This is a genomic window from Pseudomonas sp. O39 (assembly GCF_045447295.1).
Taxonomy (GTDB): Bacteria; Pseudomonadota; Gammaproteobacteria; order Pseudomonadales; family Pseudomonadaceae; genus Aquipseudomonas; species Aquipseudomonas antarctica_A.
The window spans coordinates 144,069-169,987 of the sequence record NZ_JBJGXV010000011.1; the positions used below are offsets into that span (position 1 = coordinate 144,069).

The 25,919-nt window shown below is 60.4% G+C and carries 26 protein-coding genes; 17 read left to right on the top strand and 9 right to left on the bottom strand.

The window, feature by feature from the left end; genetic code table 11:
* Position 1: 1 nt before the first annotated feature.
* The 4 genes from acnD to ACI77D_RS16495 all read right to left on the bottom strand — a co-directional run bounded on the left by acnD (position 2) and on the right by ACI77D_RS16495 (position 5,581).
* On the bottom strand, positions 2-2,596 hold the full coding sequence (gene acnD, locus ACI77D_RS16480) for a Fe/S-dependent 2-methylisocitrate dehydratase AcnD (protein WP_407017058.1): 2,595 nt from the start codon (positions 2,594-2,596) through the stop codon (positions 2-4).
* A 202-nt stretch (positions 2,597-2,798) separates the two neighbouring features.
* Positions 2,799-3,926 (bottom strand): 2-methylcitrate synthase, encoded by a 1,128-nt coding sequence (prpC, locus tag ACI77D_RS16485; protein ID WP_064453640.1) that lies wholly within the window; start codon positions 3,924-3,926, stop codon positions 2,799-2,801.
* Between the two features lie 42 nt (positions 3,927-3,968).
* A complete protein-coding gene (prpB, locus tag ACI77D_RS16490) occupies positions 3,969-4,862 on the bottom strand; it encodes a methylisocitrate lyase (protein ID WP_021491517.1) in 894 nt (297 codons plus the stop codon).
* Positions 4,859-5,581 (bottom strand): GntR family transcriptional regulator, encoded by a 723-nt coding sequence (locus ACI77D_RS16495; protein WP_064453641.1) that lies wholly within the window; start codon positions 5,579-5,581, stop codon positions 4,859-4,861. The genes prpB and ACI77D_RS16495 overlap by 4 nt, the downstream gene beginning before the upstream one ends.
* A 272-nt stretch (positions 5,582-5,853) precedes the next feature.
* Here ACI77D_RS16495 and ACI77D_RS16500 point away from each other — a divergent pair, with 272 nt between their 5' ends.
* The 6 genes from ACI77D_RS16500 to ACI77D_RS16525 all read left to right on the top strand — a co-directional run bounded on the left by ACI77D_RS16500 (position 5,854) and on the right by ACI77D_RS16525 (position 11,252).
* Positions 5,854-6,399, top strand: a complete 546-nt coding sequence (locus ACI77D_RS16500) for an ATP-dependent zinc protease (protein WP_064453642.1) — start codon at positions 5,854-5,856, stop codon at positions 6,397-6,399.
* Between the two features lie 5 nt (positions 6,400-6,404).
* A complete protein-coding gene (locus ACI77D_RS16505; RefSeq protein WP_064453643.1) occupies positions 6,405-7,937 on the top strand; it encodes an inactive transglutaminase family protein in 1,533 nt (510 codons plus the stop codon).
* Positions 7,937-8,923 carry an alpha-L-glutamate ligase-like protein gene (locus tag ACI77D_RS16510; protein WP_407017059.1) on the top strand — a complete coding sequence of 329 codons (987 nt, stop codon included), beginning with the start codon at positions 7,937-7,939 and terminating at the stop codon, positions 8,921-8,923. Before ACI77D_RS16505 ends, ACI77D_RS16510 begins: the two co-directional genes overlap by 1 nt.
* 99 nt (positions 8,924-9,022) lie before the next feature.
* Entirely contained in the window at positions 9,023-10,366 is a 1,344-nt protein-coding gene (gene pabB / locus ACI77D_RS16515; RefSeq protein WP_064453645.1) for an aminodeoxychorismate synthase component I, read from the top strand.
* 227 nt (positions 10,367-10,593) lie between these two features.
* Positions 10,594-10,896 carry a type II toxin-antitoxin system HigB family toxin gene (locus tag ACI77D_RS16520; RefSeq protein WP_064453646.1) on the top strand — a complete coding sequence of 101 codons (303 nt, stop codon included), beginning with the start codon at positions 10,594-10,596 and terminating at the stop codon, positions 10,894-10,896.
* Entirely contained in the window at positions 10,896-11,252 is a 357-nt protein-coding gene (locus ACI77D_RS16525; RefSeq protein ID WP_128588238.1) for a type II toxin-antitoxin system HigA family antitoxin, read from the top strand. Before ACI77D_RS16520 ends, ACI77D_RS16525 begins: the two co-directional genes overlap by 1 nt.
* 116 nt (positions 11,253-11,368) lie before the next feature.
* Here the strand turns inward: ACI77D_RS16525 and thrH are convergent, their stop codons facing one another.
* Positions 11,369-11,986, bottom strand: a complete 618-nt coding sequence (gene thrH, locus ACI77D_RS16530) for a bifunctional phosphoserine phosphatase/homoserine phosphotransferase ThrH (protein ID WP_407017060.1) — start codon at positions 11,984-11,986, stop codon at positions 11,369-11,371.
* A 152-nt stretch (positions 11,987-12,138) separates the two neighbouring features.
* Between thrH and ACI77D_RS16535 the strand changes: the two genes are divergently transcribed.
* The 3 genes from ACI77D_RS16535 (at position 12,139) to ACI77D_RS16545 (ending at position 15,603) form a co-directional block, all read left to right on the top strand.
* Positions 12,139-12,873, top strand: a complete 735-nt coding sequence (locus ACI77D_RS16535; protein ID WP_407017061.1) for a phosphoadenylyl-sulfate reductase — start codon at positions 12,139-12,141, stop codon at positions 12,871-12,873.
* 470 nt (positions 12,874-13,343) lie between these two features.
* On the top strand, positions 13,344-14,873 hold the full coding sequence (locus ACI77D_RS16540) for an NCS1 family nucleobase:cation symporter-1 (RefSeq protein WP_064454995.1): 1,530 nt from the start codon (positions 13,344-13,346) through the stop codon (positions 14,871-14,873).
* 13 nt (positions 14,874-14,886) lie between these two features.
* A complete protein-coding gene (locus tag ACI77D_RS16545) occupies positions 14,887-15,603 on the top strand; it encodes an aspartate/glutamate racemase family protein (protein ID WP_407017062.1) in 717 nt (238 codons plus the stop codon).
* A gap of 71 nt (positions 15,604-15,674) precedes the next feature.
* Here ACI77D_RS16545 and ACI77D_RS16550 read toward each other — a convergent pair whose 3' ends face one another.
* Entirely contained in the window at positions 15,675-16,598 is a 924-nt protein-coding gene (locus tag ACI77D_RS16550) for a LysR substrate-binding domain-containing protein (RefSeq protein WP_407017063.1), read from the bottom strand.
* Positions 16,599-16,704: 106 nt separating this feature from the next.
* On the opposite strand from ACI77D_RS16550, the gene ACI77D_RS16555 reads away from it, so the two are divergent.
* On the top strand, positions 16,705-17,451 hold the full coding sequence (locus ACI77D_RS16555; protein WP_064453651.1) for a 3-oxoacyl-ACP reductase family protein: 747 nt from the start codon (positions 16,705-16,707) through the stop codon (positions 17,449-17,451).
* 88 nt (positions 17,452-17,539) lie between these two features.
* Here ACI77D_RS16555 and ACI77D_RS16560 read toward each other — a convergent pair whose 3' ends face one another.
* Positions 17,540-18,229 (bottom strand): HAD-IA family hydrolase, encoded by a 690-nt coding sequence (locus ACI77D_RS16560; RefSeq protein ID WP_407017064.1) that lies wholly within the window; start codon positions 18,227-18,229, stop codon positions 17,540-17,542.
* A 444-nt stretch (positions 18,230-18,673) separates the two neighbouring features.
* Between ACI77D_RS16560 and ACI77D_RS16565 the strand changes: the two genes are divergently transcribed.
* Positions 18,674-19,057 (top strand): DUF2784 domain-containing protein, encoded by a 384-nt coding sequence (locus ACI77D_RS16565; RefSeq protein ID WP_064453653.1) that lies wholly within the window; start codon positions 18,674-18,676, stop codon positions 19,055-19,057.
* On the opposite strand, the gene ACI77D_RS16570 is transcribed toward ACI77D_RS16565, so the two are convergent.
* Positions 19,017-19,985: an NAD-dependent epimerase/dehydratase family protein gene (locus tag ACI77D_RS16570; RefSeq protein WP_407017065.1), complete on the bottom strand. Its 969-nt coding sequence runs from the start codon at positions 19,983-19,985 to the stop codon at positions 19,017-19,019. The two genes, ACI77D_RS16565 and ACI77D_RS16570, sit on opposite strands and share 41 nt — an antisense overlap.
* Before the next feature lie 93 nt (positions 19,986-20,078).
* On the opposite strand from ACI77D_RS16570, the gene ACI77D_RS16575 reads away from it, so the two are divergent.
* From ACI77D_RS16575 to ACI77D_RS16600, 6 genes are all read left to right on the top strand, one after another.
* Complete coding sequence (locus tag ACI77D_RS16575; protein WP_407017066.1) at positions 20,079-20,963, top strand: LysR family transcriptional regulator; 885 nt, start codon at positions 20,079-20,081, stop codon at positions 20,961-20,963.
* A gap of 54 nt (positions 20,964-21,017) precedes the next feature.
* On the top strand, positions 21,018-21,596 hold the full coding sequence (locus ACI77D_RS16580; RefSeq protein WP_064453656.1) for a DUF4337 domain-containing protein: 579 nt from the start codon (positions 21,018-21,020) through the stop codon (positions 21,594-21,596).
* A 206-nt stretch (positions 21,597-21,802) separates the two neighbouring features.
* On the top strand, positions 21,803-22,462 hold the full coding sequence (locus tag ACI77D_RS16585) for a M24 family metallopeptidase (RefSeq protein ID WP_407017067.1): 660 nt from the start codon (positions 21,803-21,805) through the stop codon (positions 22,460-22,462).
* Between the two features lie 17 nt (positions 22,463-22,479).
* Positions 22,480-22,833: a gamma-glutamylcyclotransferase family protein gene (locus tag ACI77D_RS16590; protein WP_064453658.1), complete on the top strand. Its 354-nt coding sequence runs from the start codon at positions 22,480-22,482 to the stop codon at positions 22,831-22,833.
* 103 nt (positions 22,834-22,936) lie between these two features.
* On the top strand, positions 22,937-23,272 hold the full coding sequence (locus tag ACI77D_RS16595; protein WP_010563783.1) for a hypothetical protein: 336 nt from the start codon (positions 22,937-22,939) through the stop codon (positions 23,270-23,272).
* Between the two features lie 77 nt (positions 23,273-23,349).
* A complete protein-coding gene (locus ACI77D_RS16600; protein WP_407017068.1) occupies positions 23,350-24,390 on the top strand; it encodes an EamA family transporter in 1,041 nt (346 codons plus the stop codon).
* 31 nt (positions 24,391-24,421) lie between these two features.
* Here the strand turns inward: ACI77D_RS16600 and ACI77D_RS16605 are convergent.
* A partial coding sequence (locus ACI77D_RS16605; RefSeq protein ID WP_407017069.1) for a diguanylate cyclase occupies positions 24,422-25,919 on the bottom strand: 1,498 nt, incomplete at its 5' end.

Sequence of the window (25,919 nt, forward strand, 5' to 3'; positions counted from 1 at the left end):
TTCAGGCGGTCGCCGCCGATTCCAGGAAGTCCTGGGCAAAACGCTGCAACACGCCACCCGCCTCGTAGATCGACACTTCTTCAGCGGTGTCCAGGCGGCACGTCACCGGCACTTCGACACGTTCGCCATTCTTGCGGTTGATGACCAGGGTCAACTGCGCACGCGGGGTGCGCTGGCCGATGACGTCATAGGTTTCGCTGCCGTCGATGTTCAAGGTGTGGCGGTCGGTGCCCGGCAGGAACTCCAGCGGCAACACGCCCATGCCCACCAGATTGGTGCGGTGGATGCGTTCGAAGCCTTCGGCGGCAATCGCTTCCACACCGGCCAGGCGTACGCCCTTGGCCGCCCAGTCGCGGGACGAGCCCTGACCGTAGTCGGCGCCCGCAATAATGATCAGCGGCTGCTTGCGTTCCATGTAGGTTTCAATGGCTTCCCACATCCGCGTGACCTGGCCTTCAGGCTCGATACGCGCCAGGGAACCCTGCTTGACCTTGCCGTTTTCAACCACCATTTCGTTGAACAGTTTCGGGTTGGCGAAGGTCGCGCGCTGCGCGGTCAAATGGTCGCCGCGGTGGGTAGCGTAAGAGTTGAAGTCGACTTCCGGCAGGCCCATTTTCGCCAGGTATTCGCCAGCGGCGCTGTCGAGCATGATCGCGTTGGACGGCGACAGGTGATCGGTGGTGATGTTGTCCGGCAGCACCGCCAGCGGGCGCATCCCCTTGAGCGGACGGGCGCCGGCCAGCGCGCCTTCCCAGTACGGCGGGCGGCGGATGTAGGTGCTTTGCGGGCGCCAATCATATAGCGGCGCGACTTTCGGGCCGGTGTCTTCGTGAATCGCGAACATCGGGATGTAGACCGCGCGGAACTGCTCCGGCTTGACCGAAGCCTTGACCACCGCGTCGATTTCTTCATCGCTCGGCCAGATGTCTTTGAGGCGGATTTCCTTGCCGTCGGCATCCAGGCCCAGCACGTCCTTTTCAATGTCGAAACGGATGGTGCCGGCAATCGCATAAGCCACCACCAGCGGCGGCGAAGCGAGGAACGCTTGCTTGGCGTACGGGTGAATGCGCCCGTCAAAGTTGCGGTTACCGGAAAGCACGGCAGTGGCGTAAAGGTCGCGGTCGATGATTTCTTGCTGGATCACCGGGTCGAGCGCACCGGACATGCCGTTGCAGGTGGTGCAAGCGAACGCCACCACACCAAAACCCAACTGCTCCAACTCGTGGGTCAAGCCCGCTTCATCGAGGTACATCGCCACGGTTTTCGAGCCGGGCGCCAGCGAGGATTTGACCCACGGTTTGCGGACCAGCCCGAGCTTGTTGGCGTTACGTGCCAACAGGCCGGCGGCGATCACGTTGCGCGGGTTGCTGGTGTTGGTGCAACTGGTAATGGCAGCGATGATCACCGCGCCATCGGGCATTTGCCCCGGCACTTCGTCCCACGGGCCGCAGATGCCTTTGGAGGCCAGATCGCTGGTGGCGACACGGGCGTGCGGGTTACTCGGGCCGGCCATATTGCGTACGACGCTGGACAGGTCGAAGGTCAGGCCACGCTCGTACTGCGCACCTTTGAGGTCATCCGCCCACAGGCCGGTGTGGCGCGCGTACTGCTCAACCAACGTGACTTGTTCGTCTTCGCGGCCGGTGAGTTTCAGGTAGGCGATGGTTTGCGGGTCGATGTAGAACATGGCCGCAGTGGCGCCATATTCCGGGGCCATGTTGGAGATAGTCGCGCGGTCGCCCAGGGTAAGTGCCGAGGCACCTTCGCCGAAGAATTCCAGCCATGCCCCCACCACTTTCTGCTTACGCAGGAATTCGGTCAGCGCCAGCACCATGTCGGTCGCGGTAATGCCCGGTTGCAGCTTGCCCGTCAGCTCCACGCCGACACTTTCCGGCAGGCGCATCCACGAGGCGCGGCCGAGCATCACACTCTCGGCTTCGAGGCCGCCGACGCCGATGGCGATCACACCCAGGGCATCCACGTGCGGGGTGTGGCTGTCGGTGCCGACGCAGGTGTCGGGGAACGCCACACCGTCACGCACCTGAATCACCGGGGACATTTTCTCCAGGTTGATCTGGTGCATGATGCCGTTGCCCGGCGGGATCACGTCGACGTTCTTGAAGGCCTTTTTGGTCCACTCGATAAAGTGGAAACGGTCTTCGTTGCGACGGTCCTCGATGGCGCGGTTTTTCTCGAACGCGTCCGGGTCAGCACCACCGGCTTCAACGGCCAGGGAGTGGTCGACGATCAGTTGGGTCGGCACCACCGGGTTGACCTGGGCCGGGTCGCCGCCTTGCAGGGCGATGGCATCGCGCAGGCCGGCGAGGTCGACCAGGGCGGTCTGGCCGAGGATATCGTGGCACACCACGCGCGCCGGGAACCACGGGAAGTCGAGGTCACGCTTGCGCTCGATCAGTTGGCTCAGGGACGCATTGAGCATGGCCGGGTCGCAACGGCGCACCAGGTTCTCCGCAAGGACGCGGGAGGTGTACGGCAAGGTGGCATAGGCACCGGGGCTGATTGCATCGACGGCCGCTCGGGCATCGTAGAAATCCAGGCGGCTGCCGGGCAGCGGTTTACGAAATTCAGTGTTCATCGTCAGGACTCGGTCACGGTAGTTACAAAAGAAGAGCCGAGGCAGATCCAGAATTGGAATGAGGTCAAAATGTGGGAGCGGGCTTGCTCGCGAAAGCGGTGGAACAGTCGCCGGATGTGTTGAATGACACACCGTATTCGCGAGCAAGCCCGCTCCCACATTTTTGATTCGGTTACCACGTCAGGATCGCCGGTCACTTCACTCAGCGACGTTCGATTGGCACGAACTTGCGCTGCTCAACGCCGATGTATTCGGCGCTCGGACGGATAATGCGGTTGTTGGCGCGCTGCTCGAACACGTGCGCGGCCCAGCCGGTGAGGCGCGAGCACACAAAGATCGGCGTGAACAGCTTGGTCGGTATGCCCATGAAGTGGTACGCCGAGGCATGGTAGAAGTCGGCGTTGGGGAACAACTTCTTCTGCTCCCACATGGTCTTGTCGATGGCTTCCGAGACCGGGAACAACACGTTGTCGCCCACTTCGTCAGCGAGTTTTTTCGACCAGCCCTTGATCACTTCATTGCGCGGGTCGCTGTCTTTGTAGATCGCGTGGCCAAAGCCCATGATCTTGTCCTTGCGCGCCAGCATGCCAAGAGTGCCTTCAACGGCTTCTTCGGCCGAGCCGAAACGCTCGATCATTTCCATCGCCGCTTCGTTGGCGCCGCCATGCAGCGGGCCGCGCAGGGAGCCGATGGCGGCCGTGACGCACGAATACAGGTCGGACAAGGTCGAGGCACACACGCGGGCGGTGAAGGTCGACGCGTTGAATTCGTGCTCGGCGTAGAGGATCAGCGACACGTTCATGACTTTCTCATGCAGCGCGCTCGGCTTCTTGCCGTGCAGCAGGTGCAGGAAGTGGCCGCCGATGCTGGGCTCGTCGGTCACGCAGTCGATGCGCTTGCCGTCGTGACTGAAGCGATACCAGTAGCACATGATCGCCGGGAAGGCGGCGAGCAGGCGGTCGGTGACATCGCGTTGCACGCTGAAGTCTTTCTCGGGCTCGATATTGCCCAGGAACGAGCAACCGGTGCGCATCACGTCCATCGGGTGGGCATCGGCGGGGATGCGTTCCAACACTTCTTTCAAGGCCTGGGGCAGATCGCGCAGCGTGCTCAGTTTTTTGCTGTAGGCGGCCAGTTCGGCTTTGGTCGGCAACTCGCCGTAGAGCAGCAGGTAAGCGACTTCTTCAAATTGCGCGTCGGCGGCGAGTTCACGCACGTCGTAACCGCGATAGGTGAGGCCGGCACCGGCCTGGCCTACGGTGGACAATGCGGTCTGCCCGGCTACCTGACCACGCAGGCCGGCACCACTCAGTACTTTTGCTTCAGCCATGGTTCTTCTCCAATTTTGTAGTTATTCAGGGAGGCGCGTTCGTTACTTTTTCGCGGCGAACAGCGCGTCGAGCTTCTGCTCGAAGGTGTGGTAGTCGATGCGATCGTAAAGCTCCATGCGGGTTTGCATGGTGTCGATCACGTTCTGTTGGGTGCCGTCGCGACGGATCGCGGTGTAGACGTTCTCGGCGGCCTTGTTCATGGCACGGAAAGCCGAGAGCGGGTACAGCACGATGGAAACATCGGCAGATTTCAACTGTTCGGTGGTGTACAGCGGGGTTGCGCCGAATTCGGTGATATTGGCCAGGATCGGCGCCTTCACCCTTGACGCGAAGAGCTTGTACATCTCCAGTTCAGTGATGGCTTCCGGGAACACCATGTCGGCGCCGGCTTCGATGCAGGCGGCGGCGCGTTCCAGGGCGGACTCCAACCCTTCCACGGCAAGGGCGTCGGTGCGCGCCATGATCACGAAGCTGTCATCGGTGCGCGCATCCACGGCGGCCTTGATGCGGTCGACCATTTCCTGCTGGGACACGATCTCTTTATTCGGGCGATGCCCGCAGCGCTTGGCGCCGACCTGGTCTTCGATGTGGATGGCAGCGGCGCCGAACTTGATCATCGACTTGACCGTGCGCGCCACGTTGAAGGCTGAGGAACCGAAACCGGTGTCCACGTCTACCAGCAGCGGCAGGTCGCACACGTCAGTGATGCGGCGCACGTCGGTCAGCACGTCATCCAGGCCGGTGATGCCCAAATCCGGCACGCCGAGGGAGCCGGCAGCGACACCGCCACCCGAGAGGTAGATGGCCTTGAAACCGGCGCGTTTGGCCAGCAGCGCGTGGTTGGCGTTGATTGCGCCCACCACTTGCAAGGGATGTTCGCTGGCGACTGCATCGCGGAAACGCTGGCCTGGAGTAGTTTTATTGTTGGAACTCATGACTCACCTCGCTGAGTGGCTGTCTGGGGCGCGCCGTCCGGGAAGTGACGGGCGATATTGCGTTTGGAGGCGCCGATATGCCGGCGCATCAACAATTCGGCCAGTTCACCGTCACGATCGGCAATCGCGTCAAGAATGCGGTGATGCTCGGCAAAAGCCTGGCGTGGACGATTGGGGGTGGCGGAGAACTGGATGCGGTACATGCGCACCAATTGGTACAGCTCGCCGCAGAGCATTTGGGTCAGCGTGCGATTACCGGCGCCTTGAATTATCCGGTAATGAAAATCGAAGTCGCCTTCCTGCTGGTAGTAGCCGAGCCCGGCCTGGAACGCTTCGTCGCGTTCATGGGTGTGCAGCACTTGGCGTAGCTCCTCGATTTCCGCATCGGTCATGCGCTCGGCGGCCAGGCGGCAGGCCATGCCTTCCAGAGATTCGCGGATTTCATAGAGCTCGATCAGCTCGGCATGGCTCAAGGACACCACTCGCGCGCCAACGTGAGGCACGCGCACCAGCAGACGCTGGCCTTCCAGGCGGTGGATCGCTTCACGCAATGGACCACGGCTGATGCCGTAGGTGCGCGCCAGTTCCGGCTCGGAGATCTTGCTGCCGGGGGCGATTTCGCCTTTGACGATGGCGGCCTGGATACGCCGGAAGACGTTCTCTGACATGGTCTGGGAATCGTCTTGCGCTACCACTGGGGTTTCCAGTTGATCCAGCATATTGTCGACACCTTTAAAAGCAATGCCGCAAAAACTAGCCAATCAGACCTTATTAGTCAAAGAATAAATCAACATTGTCGACAATCGTCTAATAACCCCTTCTGCACGCTCTAGGGCATGGCCGCCTGCCAGCGCTGGCGCCAAAAAAGCATCATGTTAGAATGCCCGCCGCTTTTGCCTGACATCACTTGATGAAACGGCGCACTAGAGATTGCGCAGCAATGCCAGTCGCCTTGATGAATTGAACATCGCACTGCACCGCGTCAGGATCTATGAGACTCAAGCCCTTCCTTCTGATTTGCCTACTGTTCCTGCCGGGGCTCATGCCGGGGCTAAGTGCTGCCGCCGAGAAGACCGTGTATGGCCTGAATGAATACGCCAAATTGGCCGGCATTGACCTGGAAGTGGCGGCCAAACTCGACACCGGCGCCAAGACCGCCTCGTTGAGCGCCCGCGATATCAAGCGCTTCAAGCGCAACGGCGAATCCTGGGTGCGCTTCTACCTGGCTATCGACGCCGCCCATTCCCACCCCATCGAACGCCCGTTGGCCCGCGTCAGCAAGATCAAGCGCCGCGCCGGTGACTACGACCCCGATGAGGACAAGAACTACACCGCCCGCCCAGTGATCGCGCTGGAAATCTGCATGGGCAGCGCTTTACGCAGCATCGAAGTGAACTTGACTGACCGCAGTGCCTTCCAATACCCGCTGCTGATCGGCTCCGAAGCGTTGAAACGCTTTGATGCGCTGGTCGACCCCAGTCTTAAATACGCAGCGGGCAAACCTGCCTGCGCCGCCGACGCTCATACCGCCGAGTAAACTGAATGCGCTCTCTGACCCTGCACCTGAAAATCCTGATCACCATCCTGGTGGTGTTGGGTATTTCGGTCACCGCCTACCAGATTTTCGTGCTGGGGATTCCTGTCACCGAGGACGCCACCGACGACCTGTGGAACATCGACGCCAAGGTCGAGTTCGTCGCCAACCCCAAGGACCCGGTGAAAATCTCGATGTTCGTGCCGCCCCTGAGCCGCGACTTCGTCAGCCTCAATGAGAGTTTCATCTCCAATAATTATGGCGTCAGCGTCAACCGTACTGACGGCAACCGTAAGGTCACGTGGTCGGCGCGCCGAGCCAAAGGCAAACAGACCCTGTATTACCGACTGGTGCTGACCAAGCGTTACAGCGGTGAAAAGGTCAAGGTCAAGGGCCCGACCTTCCGCGACAGCATCGCAGTGGACGGCCCGGAGAAAATCGCCGCCGAAGCCTTGCTGGCGCCGATACGCCAGCACTCGGCGGACGTCGAGACCTTTATCGGCGAGGCCATCAAGCGCACCAACAACCTCAACGACGACAATGTGAAGCTGCTGCTGGCCGGCGATCCGTCGACGCCGCACAAGGCCAAGATCGTCGAGCTGCTGCTGTCCATCGCCCACGTGCCGATCGAAAAGGTCCACACCATCCGCCTGGTGGCCGACCAACCGCAAACCCCCGAGCTGTGGCTGCGCAGTTTCAACGGCAATGACTGGCTGTACTTCAACCCGGAAACCGGCGAGCAAGGCCTGCCGTCCGACCGCCTGTTGTGGTGGACGGGCGATGAAAACCTGATCACGGTCGATGGCGGCAAGAAAGCCATGGTCACCTTCAGCCTGAACAACAGCGAAATGAACGCCATTCGCCTGGCCAAGCTGACCGACGAAAACACTGACGCCAACTTCCTCGAATATTCGCTGTACGGCCTGCCGCTGCAAACCCAGCAGACCTTCATGATCATGGTGATGATCCCGATTGGCGTGCTGGTGATTCTGATCCTGCGCAACCTCATCGGCCTGCAGACCCTGGGCACCTTTACCCCGGTGCTGATCGCCCTGGCGTTTCGCGAGACGCAGCTGGGCTTCGGCATTGTCCTGTTTACGATCATCACGGCGCTGGGCCTGTCCCTGCGCTCGTATCTGGAACACTTGAAGTTGCAGATGCTGCCGAGGCTATCGGTGGTGCTGACCTTCGTGGTGGTGCTGATTGCGGCCATCAGCCTGTTCAGCCACAAACTCGGCCTGGAACGCGGGCTGTCGGTGGCGCTGTTCCCGATGGTGATCCTGACCATGACCATCGAACGCCTGTCGATCACCTGGGAGGAGCGCGGCGCCAACCATGCGCTGAAAGTGGCGATCGGTACGCTGTTCGCTGCCTCCCTGGCGCACATCATCATGAGCGTGCCGGAGCTGATCTACTTTGTGTTTACCTTCCCGGCGATCCTGTTGATCCTGGTGGGCTTCATGCTGGCCATGGGTCGTTATCGCGGCTACCGCCTGACCGAGCTGGTGCGCTTCAAGGCCTTCCTCAAGGCTGACTCGTAATGTTCGGCTTCTGGAAGACCTGGAAGGCCCTCGAAGCGCGGGGGATCATGGGCATCAACCGGCGTAATGCCGACTACGTGCTCAAGTACAACAAGCGCAGCCTGTACCCGATTGTGGATGACAAGATCATCACCAAAGAGCGGGCGATTGCCGCCGGCATCCATGTGCCGGAAATGTACGGGGTCATTTCCACCGAGAAGGAAATCGACAAGCTCGACGAGATTATCGGCGGGCGCAACGACTTCGTGATCAAACCGGCCCAGGGCGCCGGCGGCGATGGCATCCTAGTGGTGGCCGACCGTTTTGAAGGGCGCTATCGCACCGTGTCCGGCAAGATCATCAGCCATGAAGAAATCGAGCACCAGATTTCCAGCATCCTCACCGGTTTGTATTCCCTGGGCGGCCACCGCGACCGTGCGCTGATCGAATACCGCGTGGTGCCCGACCAGATCTTCAAGAGCATCAGCTACGAAGGCGTGCCGGATATCCGCATCATCGTGTTGATGGGCTACCCGGTGATGGCCATGCTGCGCCTGCCGACCCGGCAGTCCGGCGGCAAGGCCAACCTGCACCAGGGTGCGATTGGCGTCGGTGTGGACCTGGCCACCGGCCTGACCCTGCGCGGCACCTGGCTGAACAACATCATCACCAAACACCCCGACACCACCAACGCAGTGGATGGGGTGCAACTGCCCAACTGGGATGGTTTCATGCAGTTGGCGGCCGGCTGCTATGAACTGTGCGGGCTGGGCTATATCGGCGTGGACATGGTGCTGGACCAGGAAAAAGGCCCGCTGATCCTCGAACTGAATGCGCGGCCGGGGCTGAATATCCAAATCGCCAACGACTGCGGCCTGACCCTGCGCACCCACGCCGTGGAAGCGCGCCTGGCAGAGCTGAAAGCCGCCGGCGTGACGGAAACCCCGCAAGAGCGCGTGAAGTTTGTGCAGGAAATGTTTGGGCATATACCCCACGTCGAAGGCTGATCCGGGCTTCAATCTGTCTATAGCCGACATCCCCTCTAGGACCAAATCCTACGGGGGACTACAATCGCCTCCCCACGCCAATCGCTGATCCGCCCCGCAATGTCGACCTGTTCCGTACACTCGCTGCCCTACCGGGCCAACCCCGCCGAATACTTTGCGGCGATTCGCCATGCCCCCGGTGCGGTGCTGCTCGACAGCGGGCGCCCGGCTGCCGAACGCGGGCGCTATGACGTGCTCAGCGCCTGGCCACAAGCAACCTTGACCGTAAGGCCTGACGAAAGCGGCAGTGATTTCCTGCAACGCTTGCGCGATAACCTGACGCAGCTGGGTGAAGCGGCAATGCCGGCAGGTGTGGAACTGCCGTTTGCCGGCGGCTTGATCGGCTATCTGAGCTACGACTTCGGCCGGCACCTCGAACAGATGCCACACCTGGCGACGGATGACCTGCACCTGCCGGATGCACGCTTCGGGCTGTATGCGTGGGCACTGATCAGCGATCACCAGGCACAGACCAGTCAGTTGGTCTTCCACCCGGCGCAGGCCGACAGCGAGCGACAACGGCTGATCGACCTGTTCAGCCAGCCTGCCCCACAAACATCAGCCACCTTCAAGCTCCACGGCCCGATGGCGCCCGACCTCACAGCCGAGGCTTATCGCCAGGCCATCGTGCGCATTCAGGACTATATCCAGGCGGGCGACTGCTATCAGGTCAACTTCGCGCAGCGCTTCCGGGCGCCGTGCATCGGCGACCCATGGGTGGCTTACTGCGCTCTGCGTGAAGCCTGTCCTACGCCTTTCTCCGGTTTTCAAAGCCTGCCGGATCACGGCGCGGTATTGAGCCTGTCGCCAGAGCGCTTCGTCAGGGTCAGCGAACGCCACGTCGAAACCCGCCCGATCAAAGGCACCCGCCCGCGGGGTTTGACCGCCGAAGAGGATGCAGCTCACGCCGCCGAACTGCTGGCCAGCCCCAAGGATCGCGCCGAAAACCTGATGATCGTCGACCTGCTGCGCAACGACCTCGGTCGCACCTGCCGCACGGGCTCGGTGAAAGTGCCCGAGCTGTTCAGCCTGGAAAGCTACCCCAACGTGCACCACCTGGTGAGCAGCGTCACCGGCATCCTGGCCGACGACAAGGACGCCCTCGACCTGATCGCCGGCAGCTTCCCCGGCGGCTCGATCACCGGCGCGCCGAAGATCCGCGCAATGCAGATCATTGACGAGCTGGAGCCGACGCGACGCGGCTTGTACTGCGGCTCGCTGGTGTACCTGGACGTACGCGGCGAGATGGACAGCTCCATCGCGATTCGCAGTTTGTTGGTCAAGGATGGGCAGGTGTGCTGCTGGGGCGGCGGCGGGATCGTAGCGGACTCGCAGTGGGAGGCGGAGTATCAGGAGTCGCTGACCAAGGTGCGGGTGTTGTTACACACGTTGGAAAACCTCTAGCGCCGCGCTTCTTCTGGCGCTCAGACGCAGAGCCCAGTAGCCGAAAAAGCCTGAATCAGAATGGCCGTGGACGGCGTGTGAGTGGGAGGATAGCGTCCAGCCCCTACCGCCCACCCGCCGTTTGTGAAGGATCACATGAAGCGACTGTCTACTCGTCAGAAATTATTTCCGCGATTGCATATCCACTCAAGCATATCTATTATCTCCCGTATTGGGAGATTTCAACGATGCGGATAATCGCTCTCTCTACCTTACGAATATTCTGGGAAAGCCATCCCGCGTATATCGAGGCCAAAACGCCGCTGGTCGAGCTGTATCGCCACATGGAGAAGACTATTTACGCCACGCCGCAGGCACTCAAAGATGAGCTTAGAACGGCGAGCATTCTCAAGGGCGGCAGGGTTGTTTTCAACGTGGGCGGCAACAAGTACCGAGTGATCATGGCGATCGACTATCAACGACAGCTGGGTTTCATCCGTTTCGTAGGGACCCATGCGCAATACGACCAGATCAACGCGGAGACCGTGTGATGAACATCAAACCTATTCACTCCCAGGAAGACCTGACTGCGGCGCTCGCACGCGTCGAGCAGCTATGGGGAGCGCAAGTCGGCTCGCCAGAGGGTGACGAGCTGGAAATCCTCGCCGTACTCATTGAGAAGTACGAGGCGGAACATTTTCCAATGCCGGCTTCGGACCCAGTGGAAGCGATTAAATTTCGCATGGAGCAGTTGGGCATGACTGCCCGCGACCTGGAGCCTTTTATCGGTACGAGCGGGCGAGTGTCCGAAGTGCTGAATCACAAGCGAAAGCTGAGCCTGGCGATGATCAAACGCCTGCATGAAGGTTTAAGTATTCCTTATGAGCGGTTGCTGGCCGGGGTTTAGGCGCAGACTGAACCGGCTTCATCACAGGCAAGCCAGCACCCACATTTTAAGGGTCACAAATCAAAATGTGGGAGCCGGGCTTGCCCGCGATGAGGCCAACAGCATCAACCAATCAACTACAGGCTCAATGGCCGATTCGACGCCTTGATGAACTCTTTCTTCAAGTCCTCAAACGTATGCACCGCGGGGAACTGCGGGAACTCGCGAATCACATTCTCCGGCGCATGGAACAGAATCCCACGGTCAGCTTCGCCGAGCATGGTGGTGTCGTTGTAGGAATCGCCGGCGGCGATCACGCGGTAGTAGAGGATCTTGAACGCCAGCACCGACTGGCGCTTGGGGTCCTTCTGGCGCAGTTGGTAGCTCACCACCCGGTCGTTCTCATCGGTAATCAACCGATGGCACAGCAAGGTCGGGAAGCCGAGTTGGCGCATCAGCGGTTGGGAGAATTCGTAGAAGGTGTCTGACAAAATCACCACCTGGAAGCGCTCGCGCAGCCAGTTGACGAACTCGATGGCACCGTCCAGCGGCTTGAGGGTGGCGATCACTTCCTGGATATCGGCGAGCTTGAGCCCGTGTTCGTCGAGGATGCGCAGGCGTTGCTTCATCAGCACGTCGTAGTCGGGAATATCCCGGGTGGTGGCCCGCAAGGATTCAATACCGGTTTTTTCAGCGAAGGCGATCCAGATTTCCGGAACCAGCACTCCTTCCAGGTCGAGACAGGCAATTTCCACAACACACCCCTATTTATCTTATTCAAGTTGAGCGAGCAAAAGGACTGCCGAACTCTAGCGACTCAAGCTCGGCCCCGCAACGCGAGGCGGATTTTGATACCATCGCTCCCCTATAGAGCGCTCAGCGCCACTGACCTGTAGGAACCGTCCTGATGAACCAAGCCTTCGACGTCGCTGAACTCGCTGCGACTTACGCAAACAAATCCGCCCAGGACATTCTCAAGCTGGCGTTCAGTCAGTTCGGCGATGACCTGTGGATTTCCTTCAGCGGCGCCGAGGACGTGGTGCTGGTAGACATGGCCTGGAAGCTGAACAAGAACGTCAAGGTATTCAGCCTCGACACCGGCCGTCTGCACCCGGAGACCTACCGGTTTATCGAGCAGGTGCGCGAGTTCTACAAGATCGACATCGAGCTGATCTCGCCGGACCAGCGCGCGCTGGAACCCTTCGTCAAGGAAAAGGGCCTGTTCAGCTTCTACAAGGACGGCCATGGCGAATGCTGCGGCGTGCGCAAGATCGAGCCGCTGCGCCGCAAACTGTCCGGCGTAAGCGCCTGGGCCACCGGCCAACGCCGCGACCAGAGCCCCGGCACCCGCAGCCAGGTGGCGGCACTGGAGGTCGACAGCGGTTTCTCCACCCCGGAACGTACGCTGTACAAGTTCAACCCGCTGGCGCAGATGACCAGCGAGGAAGTCTGGGGTTACATCCGAATGCTCGAGTTGCCTTACAACAGCCTGCATGAACGCGGCTTTATCAGCATCGGCTGCGAGCCGTGCACCCGGCCGGTATTGCCGAACCAGCACGAGCGCGAAGGCCGCTGGTGGTGGGAAGAAGCTACGCAGAAAGAATGTGGCCTGCACGCCGGGAATATCATCAGCAAAGCCTGAGGGCTAGCGCAGTAAAACATGTGGGAGCGGGCTTGCTCGCGAATGCCGTGGATCAGTCGACATATTCAGTGACTGGCCCTTCACATTCGCGAGCAAGCCCGCGCCCACATTTGCTTTGTGGTGGGTATAAATTTTGTACACACTGATGTAACCATCGGTGCCATTTATGTGTGCAATCCAGTCAAAAGCGCACCATAACGTAACATCTCTTCCCGCTTCTTTTCGTTCTCTCCCGCACTGTTTCTACTGCATAAAAAATAAATACCTGTTCAAACGGTCAATTTATATCGCTTTTAATTCAGTCAGTTATTTGGACAACCTATAAAAACGAAATTAATCGCCCGTTTCATAGTTCCAAAACTGGCACGCATGTGGGTTAAGGTGAAATGCGCTTTGTATACAATAAATACAAAACCTACATACACTTTGCCATCTGCGGCTTGCTCGCCGATGCGCTGGAGCCTGCCGGAATGCGTACAAGCCTCTCGAATAACATCGCACTGGATCTGCCCTCCTCCGCCCTGAACCCGGCGGCCGCGAGCCCCGGCCCGTTGGTGCTCAGCCCTCGCCTGCACAACCGGGACCTGGCGCCCACCAAAGTTGAGGGTCGTCGCTGGGGTCGCTACAGCATTTTCGCGCTGTGGACCAATGACGTGCACAACATCGCCAACTATTCGTTTGCCATTGGCTTATATGCGCTGGGCCTTGGCGGTTGGCAGATTCTGTTATCACTGGGGATTGGCGCGGCGCTGGTGTACTTCTTCATGAACTTGTCGGGGTATATGGGGCAGAAGACCGGCGTGCCGTTCCCGGTCATCAGCCGTATCAGTTTCGGTATTCACGGTGCACAAATTCCGGCGCTGATTCGGGCGGTGATTGCGATTGCCTGGTTTGGTATTCAGACCTACCTGGCGTCAGTGGTTTTCCGCGTGCTGTTGTCGGCAATTCATCCAGGGTTTGCCGACTATGATCACAACTCGATCCTCGGCCTGTCGACGCTGGGTTGGGCGTGTTTCGTGGCGATCTGGTTTGTGCAACTGGCGATCCTGGCGTACGGCATGGAAATGGTGCGGCGCTATGAAGCGTTTGCCGGGCCGGTCATTTTGGTGACTGTGGCCTCATTGGCCGGTTGGATGTATTTCCAGGTCGGCGGCAATATCGCCTGGTCGATCCGCGAGCCGCTGAGCGGTGGCGAGATGTGGCGCAACATCTTTGCCGGCGGCGCGTTGTGGCTGACGATCTACGGCACGCTGATTCTCAACTTCTGCGACTTTGCCCGGTCCTCGCCGTGCCGCAAGACCATCCTGGTCGGCAATTTCTGGGGCTTGCCAGTGAATATCCTGGTGTTTGCCGCCATCACCGTGCTGCTCTGCGGTGGGCAGTTCCAGCTCAATGGACGGGTGATTGAAAGCCCGACCGAAATCATCGCAGCGATCCCCAACACCTTCTTTCTCGTGCTGGGCTGCCTGGCATTCCTGATCGTCACCGTGGCGGTGAACATCATGGCCAACTTCGTCGCACCGGCCTTTGTGTTGAGCAACCTGGCGCCCAAGTACCTGAACTTTCGTCGTGCCGGGCTGATCAGCGCCACCGTGGCGGTGCTGATCCTGCCGTGGAACCTCTACAACAGCCCGCTGGTGATCGTGTATTTCCTGTCCGGACTGGGCGCGCTGCTGGGGCCGCTGTACGGGGTGATCATGGTCGATTACTGGCTGATTCGTAAAAGCCAGGTGGACGTTCTGCAACTGTATAGCGAAGACCCGAATGGCGTTTATTACTACAGCCGAGGCGTCAATTTACGCGCAGTCGCGGCGTTTATTCCTGCGGCGGTGATCGCGATCCTACTGGCGCTGTTGCCAGGTTTTACCAGCGTCGCTCCCTTTTCCTGGCTGTTTGGCGCTGGTATTGCAGGGCTGTTGTATCGGCTGATCGCCAAGCGCCAACCGTTCTACGCCGATGTCAGCGGCGAAAGCATTGCAGTCGATAACGTCAGTCATTAACCAAGGACATTCCATGCGCATCCTCGTGGTCAACGTCAACACCACCGAATCCATCACTGAAACCATCGCCCAGCAGGCACGGGCCGTGGCCTCGCCCGGCACCGAAATCGTCGGCCTCACGCCGTATTTCGGCGCCGAGTCGGTGGAAGGCAATTTCGAAAGCTACCTGGCCGCTATCGCCGTGATGGACCGGGTGATGGCCTACGATCAGCCGTTTGATGCGGTGATCCAGGCCGGCTATGGCGAACATGGCCGTGAAGGCTTGCAGGAGTTGTTGAATGTGCCCGTGGTGGACATCACCGAGGCGGCGGCCAGCACGGCGATGTTCCTGGGCCACGCCTACTCGGTGGTGACCACCCTGGACCGTACCGTGCCGTTGATCGAAGACCGATTGAAACTTGCCGGGCTGTATCAACGCTGCGCCTCGGTACGCGCCAGTGGCATGGCAGTGCTTGAGCTTGAAGAAGACCCACTGGCCGCCATGGAAGCCATCGTGCGCCAGGCGGAACTGGCGATCCGCGACGACAAGGCCGAAGTGATCTGCCTGGGCTGCGGCGGTATGGCCGGGCTGGATGAGCAAATTCGCCAGCGCACCGGCGTGCCGGTGGTGGATGGAGTGACGGCGGCGGTGACCATTGCCGAATCCCTGGTTCGGTTGGGGTTGTCGACATCGAAGATCAGGACCTATGCCACGCCGAGGCCGAAGAGGGTCATTGGTTGGCCGGGTTAGTTAGGCCGGTAGACCGAGTCGCCTGCATCGCGGGCAAGCCCGGCTCCCACATTGGAATTGAGCAACCGTCGTCAAATCGCGCTGAACCGCTGCCCCAAGCCCTTTTCGGAAAACTGCTCAATGATGAAGTCCACAAACGCCCGAGTCTTGCCGGGCAGCAGCTTGTGTTCGGCGTAGTAGATGGAGATGTTGCCGTCGTCGACGTACCAATCGGACAACACCCGCACCACCGCGCCGCTGTCGAGGAACGGCACGGCCATCGGCATGCTGACCAGCGCAATCCCAAGGCCTTGGGCGCTGGCGCAGCAGGCGGCTTCGGAATCGCTCATGGTCATGCGCGGCTTGAGCACCAGCGGGCGTTGCTCACGCTCCGGGCCCGTGAGCTGCCAGGTGCGCACGCGGCCGGTTTGCGGAGAGCGGATCAGGATGCCCAGGCAACGCGATAAATCTTCGGGCGCCCTTACCGGCAGACGCCGCTCCAGATAAGCCGGCGAGGCCACCAGTATTCGATGCGCAGGTGCCAACTTGCGCGCCACCACACCCTGGGGCAGTTCAAAACCGCCGCCGATAGCCGCATCAAAGCCTTGGCCGATCAGGTCCACCTGGCGATTATCGAAATGCCAGTCCGGGCTGATATCCGGAAAGCGCCGCATGAACTCCACCAGTAACGGCACCACATAACGATTGCCGAACACCGTGCCCATGCTGACCTTGAGCGTGCCCACCGGGCGGCCTTCCGCGCTCGCCAGGTTGGCCACGGCGTTCTGGATGGTGATGAGGCTGCCGCTGACTTCTTCGAGGAACAGCTTGCCGGCTTCGGTCAGGGTCAGGCGCCGGGTGCTGCGTTGAAACAGGCGAACACCGAGGCGTGCTTCCAACTTGGCGACACTCTTGCCGACCGCCGCCGGCGTCAGGCTCAGGTGCCGGGCCGCTTCGGCGAAGCTGCCGCCTTCGGCACTGCGCACAAAGCATTCGATACTTCCAAAGCTTTCCATATCGCACCATTCTAAACTTTTGGTTTACACAGACTATAGCAATCACGGTCTACCGGCATGGGTGGGTGAGGTCGATACTCGGCCCATCAACTACTTGGAGATCGACATGACCACACAAAACCTCACCGGCAAAGTCGCCTTGATCCAGGGCGGTTCCCGCGGCATTGGCGCTGCGATCGTAAAACGCCTGGCCGCACAAGGCGCAGCCGTCGCCTTCACTTACGTCAGTTCGGCCGCCAAGGCCGAAGAACTGCAGAACGTCGTGATCAGCGCAGGCGGCAAAGCCCTGGCCATTCAGGCCGACAGTGCCGACGCCACGGCGATTCGCAATGCGGTCAACGCCACCGTCGAAGCGTTCGGGCGCCTGGATATCCTGGTGAACAACGCCGGTGTATTGGCCATCGCGCCACTGGAGGATTTCAAGCTGGAAGACTTCGACCAGACCCTGGCGATCAATGTGCGCAGCGTGTTTATCGCCACTCAGGAAGCGGCCAAGCACATGGGTGAAGGCGGCCGCGTGATCAACATCGGCAGCACCAATGCCGAACGTATGCCGTTTGGCGGCGGTGGCCCCTACGCGATGAGCAAGGCGGCGCTGGTGGGCCTGACCAAAGGTTTGGCACGGGACCTGGGGCCACGCGGCATCACCATTAACAACGTGCAGCCGGGGCCGGTGGACACCGATATGAACCCCGCGAACGGTGAGTTTGCCGAGACGCTGATCGGGTTGATGGCGGTGGGGCGTTATGGCCACGTGGAGGAGATAGCGAGTTTTGTGGCTTACCTGGCCGGGCCGGAAGCGGGGTATATCACCGGTGCAAGCCTGACCATTGATGGTGGTTTCAGCGCCTAACCCATTGTGGGAGCTGGCCTGCCTGCGACAGCGGTCTTGAGGACGCCATCGCAGGCAAGCCAGCTCCCACATTTTTGACCCTGTTCAGTCAGGGAAAAGGTGGCAAGCCATAGGCGGCGAGATCGAAGTCCGCGAGTTTGCGGATGATCTGGTCGGCATGTTGGTATTTGCTGTCGGCCATGGCTTCATCGGGCACGGCAATAGCGGTCATGTTGGCGGCTTTCGCGGCCGTCACACCGAACGGCGAATCCTCGAACACCAGGCAATCCTGTGGCGCGACGCCCAAGCGGCGCGCAGCGGTCAGGAAGATATCCGGCGCAGGTTTCGCGGCGCCGACTTCCGGGTCATCGGCCGTGACAATGGTGCCGAACAGGCCAAACCATTCACGGTGCAAGGTGGTCTTGTGGCCAAACGAATTGCGCGACGAACTGGTGCCCACCGCGATCGGAATGTTATGCGCCTTCAAGTGCCGCACCAGCGCCTCGGCCCCGGGCATGCCCAAGGCCTTGGGAAAACGCTCGCTCATCAGCGGTTCACGGATTCTGAGAAACTCTGCTGGCGTGATCGGCAAGTCCAGCGCCTTGACCACGTAATCGGCCAGGTCCTGAGCGCCTCGGCCGATGATGTGCTGCTTGATGCCCCAGTCGTAGGAACGGCCGTAGCGTTCGGCGATGATCTGCGTGACTTCGGTGTAGATGCCTTCGGTATCCAGCAATAACCCGTCCATATCGAAAATCACGGCCTTGATCGGGCCGACTGCGGTACGCGGTGCATTCATCACAACAGAACCTTGGGGGGAGGACTAAAAGGATTCAGCACAATAACGGCCCAGGTTGCTTGCAAGCAACCATCACGGCCACAAACCTGAGCCCGCCCTCACGCCTTACTCCGCAAAGTCCACGCCTTCAGTCGTCTCAGCCCACGCCTCAAAATCAGCGCTTAACACCCTTGACCTGGGTGCATGCAAAACCCAACGTAGCCTTGCCCGGCAGCAGGCACACTGGACGGCTTCGGCTTTGCCTATGTTGGGCGCTCCAGCCTCGCGCCCTATTTGCAAAGCGGCGAGTGGGTAGAAGTATTGGGCGACGGGATCATCCATAGTACGTGGCGGGTGTATGACGGCAATCGCAGTAATATGTCGAAAAAACTGCCTGTGTTTATCGCCTACCCGCAAGAAGAATTCGGCGCCTGACACTGGCCCACCTTATAAGCGAATCCCAACATGCTCTATCGCGTAGCCGCCGACAGCCTGGTGCTGTTTCACCTGAGTTTCATCTTGTTCGTGCTGTTCGGCGGATTGCTGGCCCTCAAGTGGCGGCCTGTCATGTGGCTGCACCTGCCCGCAGCGGCCTGGGGGGTCGCCGTCGAGGTGTTCCACCTGCCCTGCCCGCTGACCCGTTGGGAGAACCTGTTCCGCCATCTCGCCGGGCAGGACGGTTATGGCGGCGGGTTTGTCGAGCATTACATCCTCACGCTGATCTACCCGGCCGGGCTGACCCCGAACATTCAATGGGTACTCGGGGCCGTGGTGTTGCTGATCAACATGGCGGTGTATGTGCGCTTGATCAGGCGGACGCAGGCAAACACCCCAGGTCGGCCAAGGTAGTCTCCACCGCCTGTTCCAGCGGCGTGTGCGGCTCACGGCCCAAGGCATCCAGCAAGCGCTGGTTATCCAGGCGCAACGGGGTTTGCCACAGGTAGCGCATTTCCTGCATCTCACGGACTGTGACGACAAAGGGCGCTGCCAATTTCATCAACCACCAAGGGAAACGACCTACGCGCGGTTGATGGCCGGTCCGACGCAGCACCACGCGCTGGATCGCCTCGGCCATCTGCGTGCCGTCCGTGTCCATATGCCCAGCCATATGAAAGCGCGCGAACGCATCGAGGCTCGCCCGACGCTCAATCAACTCGAGCATCGTGCGCGCCACATCCGGCAGGTACGCCCATTGATGCGCCACACCGGGAGCGCCCGGGTAGCTGACGGCGTGCACCGGTTTGCCGGGCTTGATCAAGCCTTGGGCGAACCAATTGTTGGCCACCCGGGCGCCGAAAAAATCCCCGGCGCGCACGATCACCACACGAGCGCCCCGGCGGGAAGCGTCCTGTAGACGCTGCTCCAGTTGCACACGAATCGCGCCTTTGCGTGTCTGCGGGTGCTGAGGCGAGTCTTCGTGCAACACGGGAAACGCATCCGGCCCGAAGTTGTAGACCGTGCCAGGCAACACGATGGTCGCGCCCTCGGCGATGGCCGCCGCGATACTGTTATCGATCATTGGCAGCACCTGCTCGGCCCAGTTGCGATAGCCCGGTGGGTTGACCGCATGGACGATCACCGCACAGCCACGCGCGGCAGCGAGCACTTCCTGGCGATTGAGTGCATCGCCCTGGAGCCAGGAGAAGGCGGCATTCGCAAGGCGCGCCTTGTCCACATCCCGGGTCAACGCACACACCTCCCAGCCTGCCGCACTCATCTGCCGCGCCACTTCGCCGCCGATCCCGCCCGTCGCACCCAGTACCAGAACTTTGCTCATGACCGTCTCCCACGTTGGTTGGTGAGGCCATTGTGTGGCGGGGTCAGCTATAGATAAATTGCCGAAGAGCATCGAGCCGCTATACATTTATGCATGCCTGCGAATATTGGTTGGGAGCTTTACCGGTCGTTCCTCGGCGTACTGAAGGAAGGATCGTTGTCGGGGGCCGCGCGGCTGCTTGGCATCACACAGCCGACGGTCGGCCGGCACATCGCTGCACTGGAATTGGCGCTGGGGGTGGTGCTGTTTACTCGCTCGCCCACCGGGCTGTTGCCGACGGCGGTGGCCCACACCTTGCGCGCCCACGCCGAAACCATGGAGCGCACGGCCGCCGCCCTGGAGCGCGCCGCGTCAGCCCAAGGCGATGAAGTGCGTGGCGTGGTGCGGATTTCCGCCAGTGAAGTGGTCGGCGTGGAAGTGTTACCGCCGATCATCACGCAGTTGCGCCGCCAGCACCCGCACCTGCGGGTTGAACTGATCCTGAGCAACCGCCTGATCGACCTGCTGCAACTGGAGGCCGACATCGCCGTACGCATGGTGCGACCGAGCCAGGAGCAATTGCTGGCAAGGCGCGTCGGCCTGATCGAAGTCGGCCTGCACGCCCGCGACGATTATCTGCAACAGCACGGCAGCCCTCTGCTGATGCAAGACCTGGTCGGCCACTCGGTGATTGGCTTCGATCAGGAAAGCGCGTTTATCCGCAGCCTGGCCATCAAAGGCTTTGAACGCAGCACCTTCGCCATCAGCAGCGACAGCGACCTGGCACAACTGGCGCTGATTCGCGCCGGTGCCGGTATCGGCGGCTGCCAGGTGCAACTGGCCAAGCAAGACCCGCGCCTTCACCGGGTCCTGCCCGACGCGTTTGCGTTCAAGATGGACACGTGGGTCACCATGCACGAAGACCTGCGCAACAGCCCGCGCTGCCGGGTGACATTTGATGCGCTGGTGCAGGGTTTACAGCGTTACGTACAGGATTGAGACAGCTGAATTGGTAAAGAATCAGACTCCCTCATTCCGTTCGTAGACGCCCCCATGTCCGAAGCCTTCGAAGTCCCCAGCCCCCACGAAAAACACGTCGAACACACCACCGAACACGCCCATGGCCGTGGAGACAATTTCGCCAGCCGCATCGCTGTGATGACCGCCCTGATGGCCACCCTCGGCGCCATGCTCAGCTACCAGGCAGGCTCGACCGAAAGCGAAGCGGCAATGGACAAAAACAACGCCGCCATCATCAAGACCGAAGCCGCCAACCAGTGGAACTACTACCAGGCCAAATCCAGCCGACAAAACCTGGCGGAACTGGCCACCCATATTCCCGGTGTGGATGCTGCGCATTACAAGGATGAGATCGAACGCTACAAGGGCCAGAAGGAAGAAGTGCGCAAGCAGGCCGAGAAGCTTGAGGCGACTTCGCGGGACTGGGATCAGAAGTCCGAAGAGGCGCTGCACCAGCATCACCGATGGGCTCAGGCGATGACGGCGATTCAGATCGCGATTTCGCTGGCGGCGATCACGTTGCTGACGCGTAAGGAATGGTTGAAGCGGATGTCATACACCGCTGGCGGCGTGGCCGTGATATTGGGCAGCCTGGCGTGGCTGCATCTCTGACTGACCGAACGCGGTCAAAAAGTGGGAGCTGGCTTGCCTGCGATGGCGGTGGGTCAGGCCGCATCAATGTTTGCTGAACCCGCGCTATCGCAGGCAAGCCAGCGCCCACAGGTGCTCTTCGGGGTTATCAGAGTTGGGCTCTGCATCGTATCGCTATATAGTAAATCGCATAGCGACCAGTACAGCTTGAACGCGAGGGAAAACCGGTGACTGCACAACCCAAAGAAGCCGTGGGCACCGCCTACAGTATCGACTCCATGCGTTATGCCCAGGCCATGACGAGGCAAGCCATCGACCACCTTGCCCAACGTATTCGCCCCGGCATGCTCGAATCCGAAGCGCGCGAGCTGGGCAAGCAGGTGCTCACCGAGCTCGACATGCAACGCATCTGGCACCCGCTGCTGGTGCGTTTCGGTGCCAACACCCTCAAGACCTTCAAGCAACGCTCCGACGGCGACCCGGTACTGGGTGAACACGATATCTTCTTCATCGACATGGGCGCGGTGTGGCAAGGCCACGAAGGCGACGCCGGTGCGACCTTCACCACCGGCAACGACCCGCAGATGATCGCCTGCGCCAACGCCGCCAAAGAACTCTTCGACCGCGTACAATCACGCTGGAAAAACCACCAGGCCGTGGGCCTTGAGCTTTATCGCTACGCCGAGGAGCAGGCCCAGGCCATGGGCTGGCAACTGAACCTCGACATCAAAGGGCACCGCGTCAGCGACTTTCCCCACGCGATCCACCGTGGCGGCGACCTGGGGGATTTCGAGCACTACCCGAATGCCGGACTGTGGATCCTGGAAATCCAGATCGCCCACCCGAGCAAGCCGTACGGCGCCTTCTACGAAGATTTACTCGCCTGACCCACCAAGGAATCAAAATGGAACACTCCACCCAATTTCCTGTGCTGCTGTTTTCCTACGGCACCTTGCAAGACAAGGCCGTGCAACTGGCTAACTTCGGCCGGGAATTAGTCGGCCAGCAGGACGCGATGCTGGGCTATTCACAAAGCTGGGTAGAAATCACCGACCCCGAAGTGCTGGCCACCAGCGGCAAGACCCACCACCCGATTGTCGCACCGACTACAGAAAAGGCTGCCAGCGTTGAAGGCATGGTCTTTCAGATCAACGAACAGGAACTGGCGGCGGCGGATGCGTATGAAGTGTCCGACTATAAGCGGGTCTCGGTCGCGCTGGCTTCCGGGCTGACAGCTTGGGTGTACGTGCAGGCGTGAAGATGAAAATGTGGGCTGATTGATTTCAATCCGCCCTGGTCGCGTTTAAAGTGTCGCCCCCCTCGTGAATTGAATCGCGAGGGTTAGTCCATGGAGTTACACAGTGAAGTACGTCAGTAAAGTGGTTGCAGCAGCAGTTCTCGGTTTCGCACTGGCAGGCTGCACCGGCACCGCCATCAAATCCCCGCAGTACGACAGCAGCCAGTACACCGTTCTGGGCCACAGTGAAGCCAGCGCCACCGGCATCATGTTGTTCGGGGTTATCCCTATCGGCCAGAACAGCCGTTTTGTGCGCGCTCAGGATGCAGCCATCAAAGCCAAAGGCGGCGACGCGCTGATCAACACCCAAGTGCAGGAAAACTGGTTCTGGGCATGGGTATTGAGCGGTTACACCACCAAGATCTCGGGTGATGTGATCAAGCTGAAAACCGCGCAATAAGTGTGAACGTGTCAAAATCGCCAGGGCATTAACCCCTGCGCGCGACGTATCATGGGCCTGACCTTCGAGGATGGCCCATGAACCTCAGTATCCTGTACGCACTTGCCGCTGCCGCCCTCTTCGGCGCCAGCACGCCGCTCGCCAAAAGCCTCGGCCTGGGCCTCTCGCCCGTGCTGCTCGCGGGCCTGCTCTACCTCGGCAGCGGAATCGGCCTGGCCGGCGTGCGCCTTATCCGTGATCGCGGTTGGAAACCCAGCGGGTTGACCCGTTCCGAATGGCCGTGGCTGATCGGCGCCATCGCGTTCGGCGGCATCCTCGGGCCGGTCGCGTTGATGTTCGGCCTGACTCGCACAGCAGGCGCGACCGCTTCCCTGATGCTCAACCTTGAGTCGGTGCTGACCGCCGTTATCGCCTGGCTGGTATTCAGAGAGAACGCCGACCGGCGCATCGTCCTGGGCATGCTCGCAATCGTGCTGGGCGGCGTGGTGTTGTCAGGGGCCGGCGGTGGCGGCACGAGCCACGATTGGACCGGGCCGTTTGCCGTGGCGGTGGCCTGTTTGTGCTGGGGGATTGATAACAACCTGACGCGCAAGGTGTCTGCGTCGGACGCGGTGTTTATTGCGGGCGCCAAGGGTTTAATTGCCGGGGTGGTGAATTGCAGTTTGGCGCTGTATCTCGGGGCGCAGATTCCGGGTGTTGCGCAGCTGGCGCCTATCTTGTTGGTTGGCTTTCTGGGGTATGGCATCAGCCTGGTCATGTTCGTGCTGGCATTGCGCGGTCTGGGCAGTGCGCGCACCGGCGCCTACTTTTCGACCGCGCCGTTCCTCGGTGCCGCGGTTGCGCTGCTGGTGATGGGCGAGTCGGTGACCATGGCGTTCTGGATTGCGTCGGCGCTGATGGCCGTGGGTGTGTGGCTGCACCTGACGGAGCGGCATGCGCATGAGCATCTGCACGAGGCGACGGAGCATGGGCATCGGCACGTGCATGACGAGCATCATCAACATGAGCATGGGTTTGAATGGGACCCGGCGCAGCCGCATAGTCATGTGCATGTTCATAGTGTGATGCGGCATAGCCATGCGCATTTTCCGGATGTGCATCATCGGCACAGGCATTGACGGCATGTGCTCATGCTGACGGCCTAGCCCATCAAGGCTGCTCAGCCACCACGCAATTGCGCCCGTTTTGCTTGGCCTGGTACAACAGCTGGTCAGCCCTCTCAAGCACAACCGCTATCGAATCGGCGCCGGGGTGCCATAGCGCGACGCCCAGCGAAACCGTCACGTGCCCGACAGTTTCAATGTCCGCTGCGTCAATTGAGGCACGCAGTCGCTCGGCGACATCCATTGCAGCCTGAAGCGAACTATTGGGCAATAACAACACGAACTCCTCTCCACCGACCCTGCAGGGCAAGTCATTGGACCGCGAGTTCTGCTGCATGAGCTGCGCGATAGCCCTCAGTGTTTCATCACCTGCACCGTGGCCGAAGGTGTCGTTCACACGTTTGAAGTGGTCGATGTCCATGGAAACAACGGCGAACGCTTTTTCGGCCTCCTGCCAGCGCGCCAGGATGTCCTGCATCGCGCGACGGTTGGCCAGGCCTGTCAGCGCATCGGTTTGCGCTTGCTGATTGAGCTTGCCGATTTTCTCTTGCAGCAGGGTGGCACCCAGCAACAGCGCTCTGCGAATCTGCCAGCTTTCGAAATAACGCGCCGGGACTGCCCTGATGCGTTCGTAGCTGTCGGGTGTGTCCAGTCGTTTGGCGCACTCGGCAAGCCTGGACAGCGGCGCCGAGATCCTTGTCCCCAACCACCAGATCAAGATGATTCCGAACAGAGCCAGTGGCGCTATACCCTGCATGACCTTGGCCATGGTATGGCGCAGAACGGCGTGGATATTTTCCAGTGGCTGTTGCGAAATCACCCCCCAACCGCTACTGGGCACCCTGGCGAAACCCGCGAGCATTTCCACGTCACTGGCATCCGTCGCCTGCAAAGTACCGGCGTCCTGACTGAGCGCAGCATCAGCGATCAAGCCCTTACCCGTGACGCTGCCGATCTGCTCGGGGTCGGTGTGATAGAGCACCCGACGGGCGCTGTCGATGAGATAGACATGCGCCCCATCCTTGCGCACATTGGTATCCATCAGTGCCTGCAGTGTATTTCTCTGCTCAAGCCGGACACTGCCGCCTATCAGGCCCAGGTATTCGCCTTTCGCGTCAAATACGGGCTGGGTAATGAACACCACCAGATTGCCGGAGAGGGACCTGAACGCATTGCTGATTCTTGGCACACGAAGGCTGAGCGGCTCCTTGTGTTGCAGCGTGCGCCCATCGAGATGGAGGCTTTCCGGGGCTGAGGCAATGATTGTTCCGCCCGCGTCGGCGATCAGCACAGAGTTGAAGCTGGCGTCCTGGCCAAACAGTCGATCGGCCTCCTCCGCCAAATAGCGCTTATCGTCAAACGCCTTACCAATGACCCCGGAGCCATACTTTAACTTGTCCAGGTCAGAGTTAAGCACCTGCTCCACACTCAGCGCGATCCGAGAAGCGTAGGCCTTGTTCACCTCCAGGGCATTCTCAATTAACTCCTGCTTCTGAATCTTGAACGTCACCCAGAAACTATTGACCAGGGTTGCAAAGGCAGAG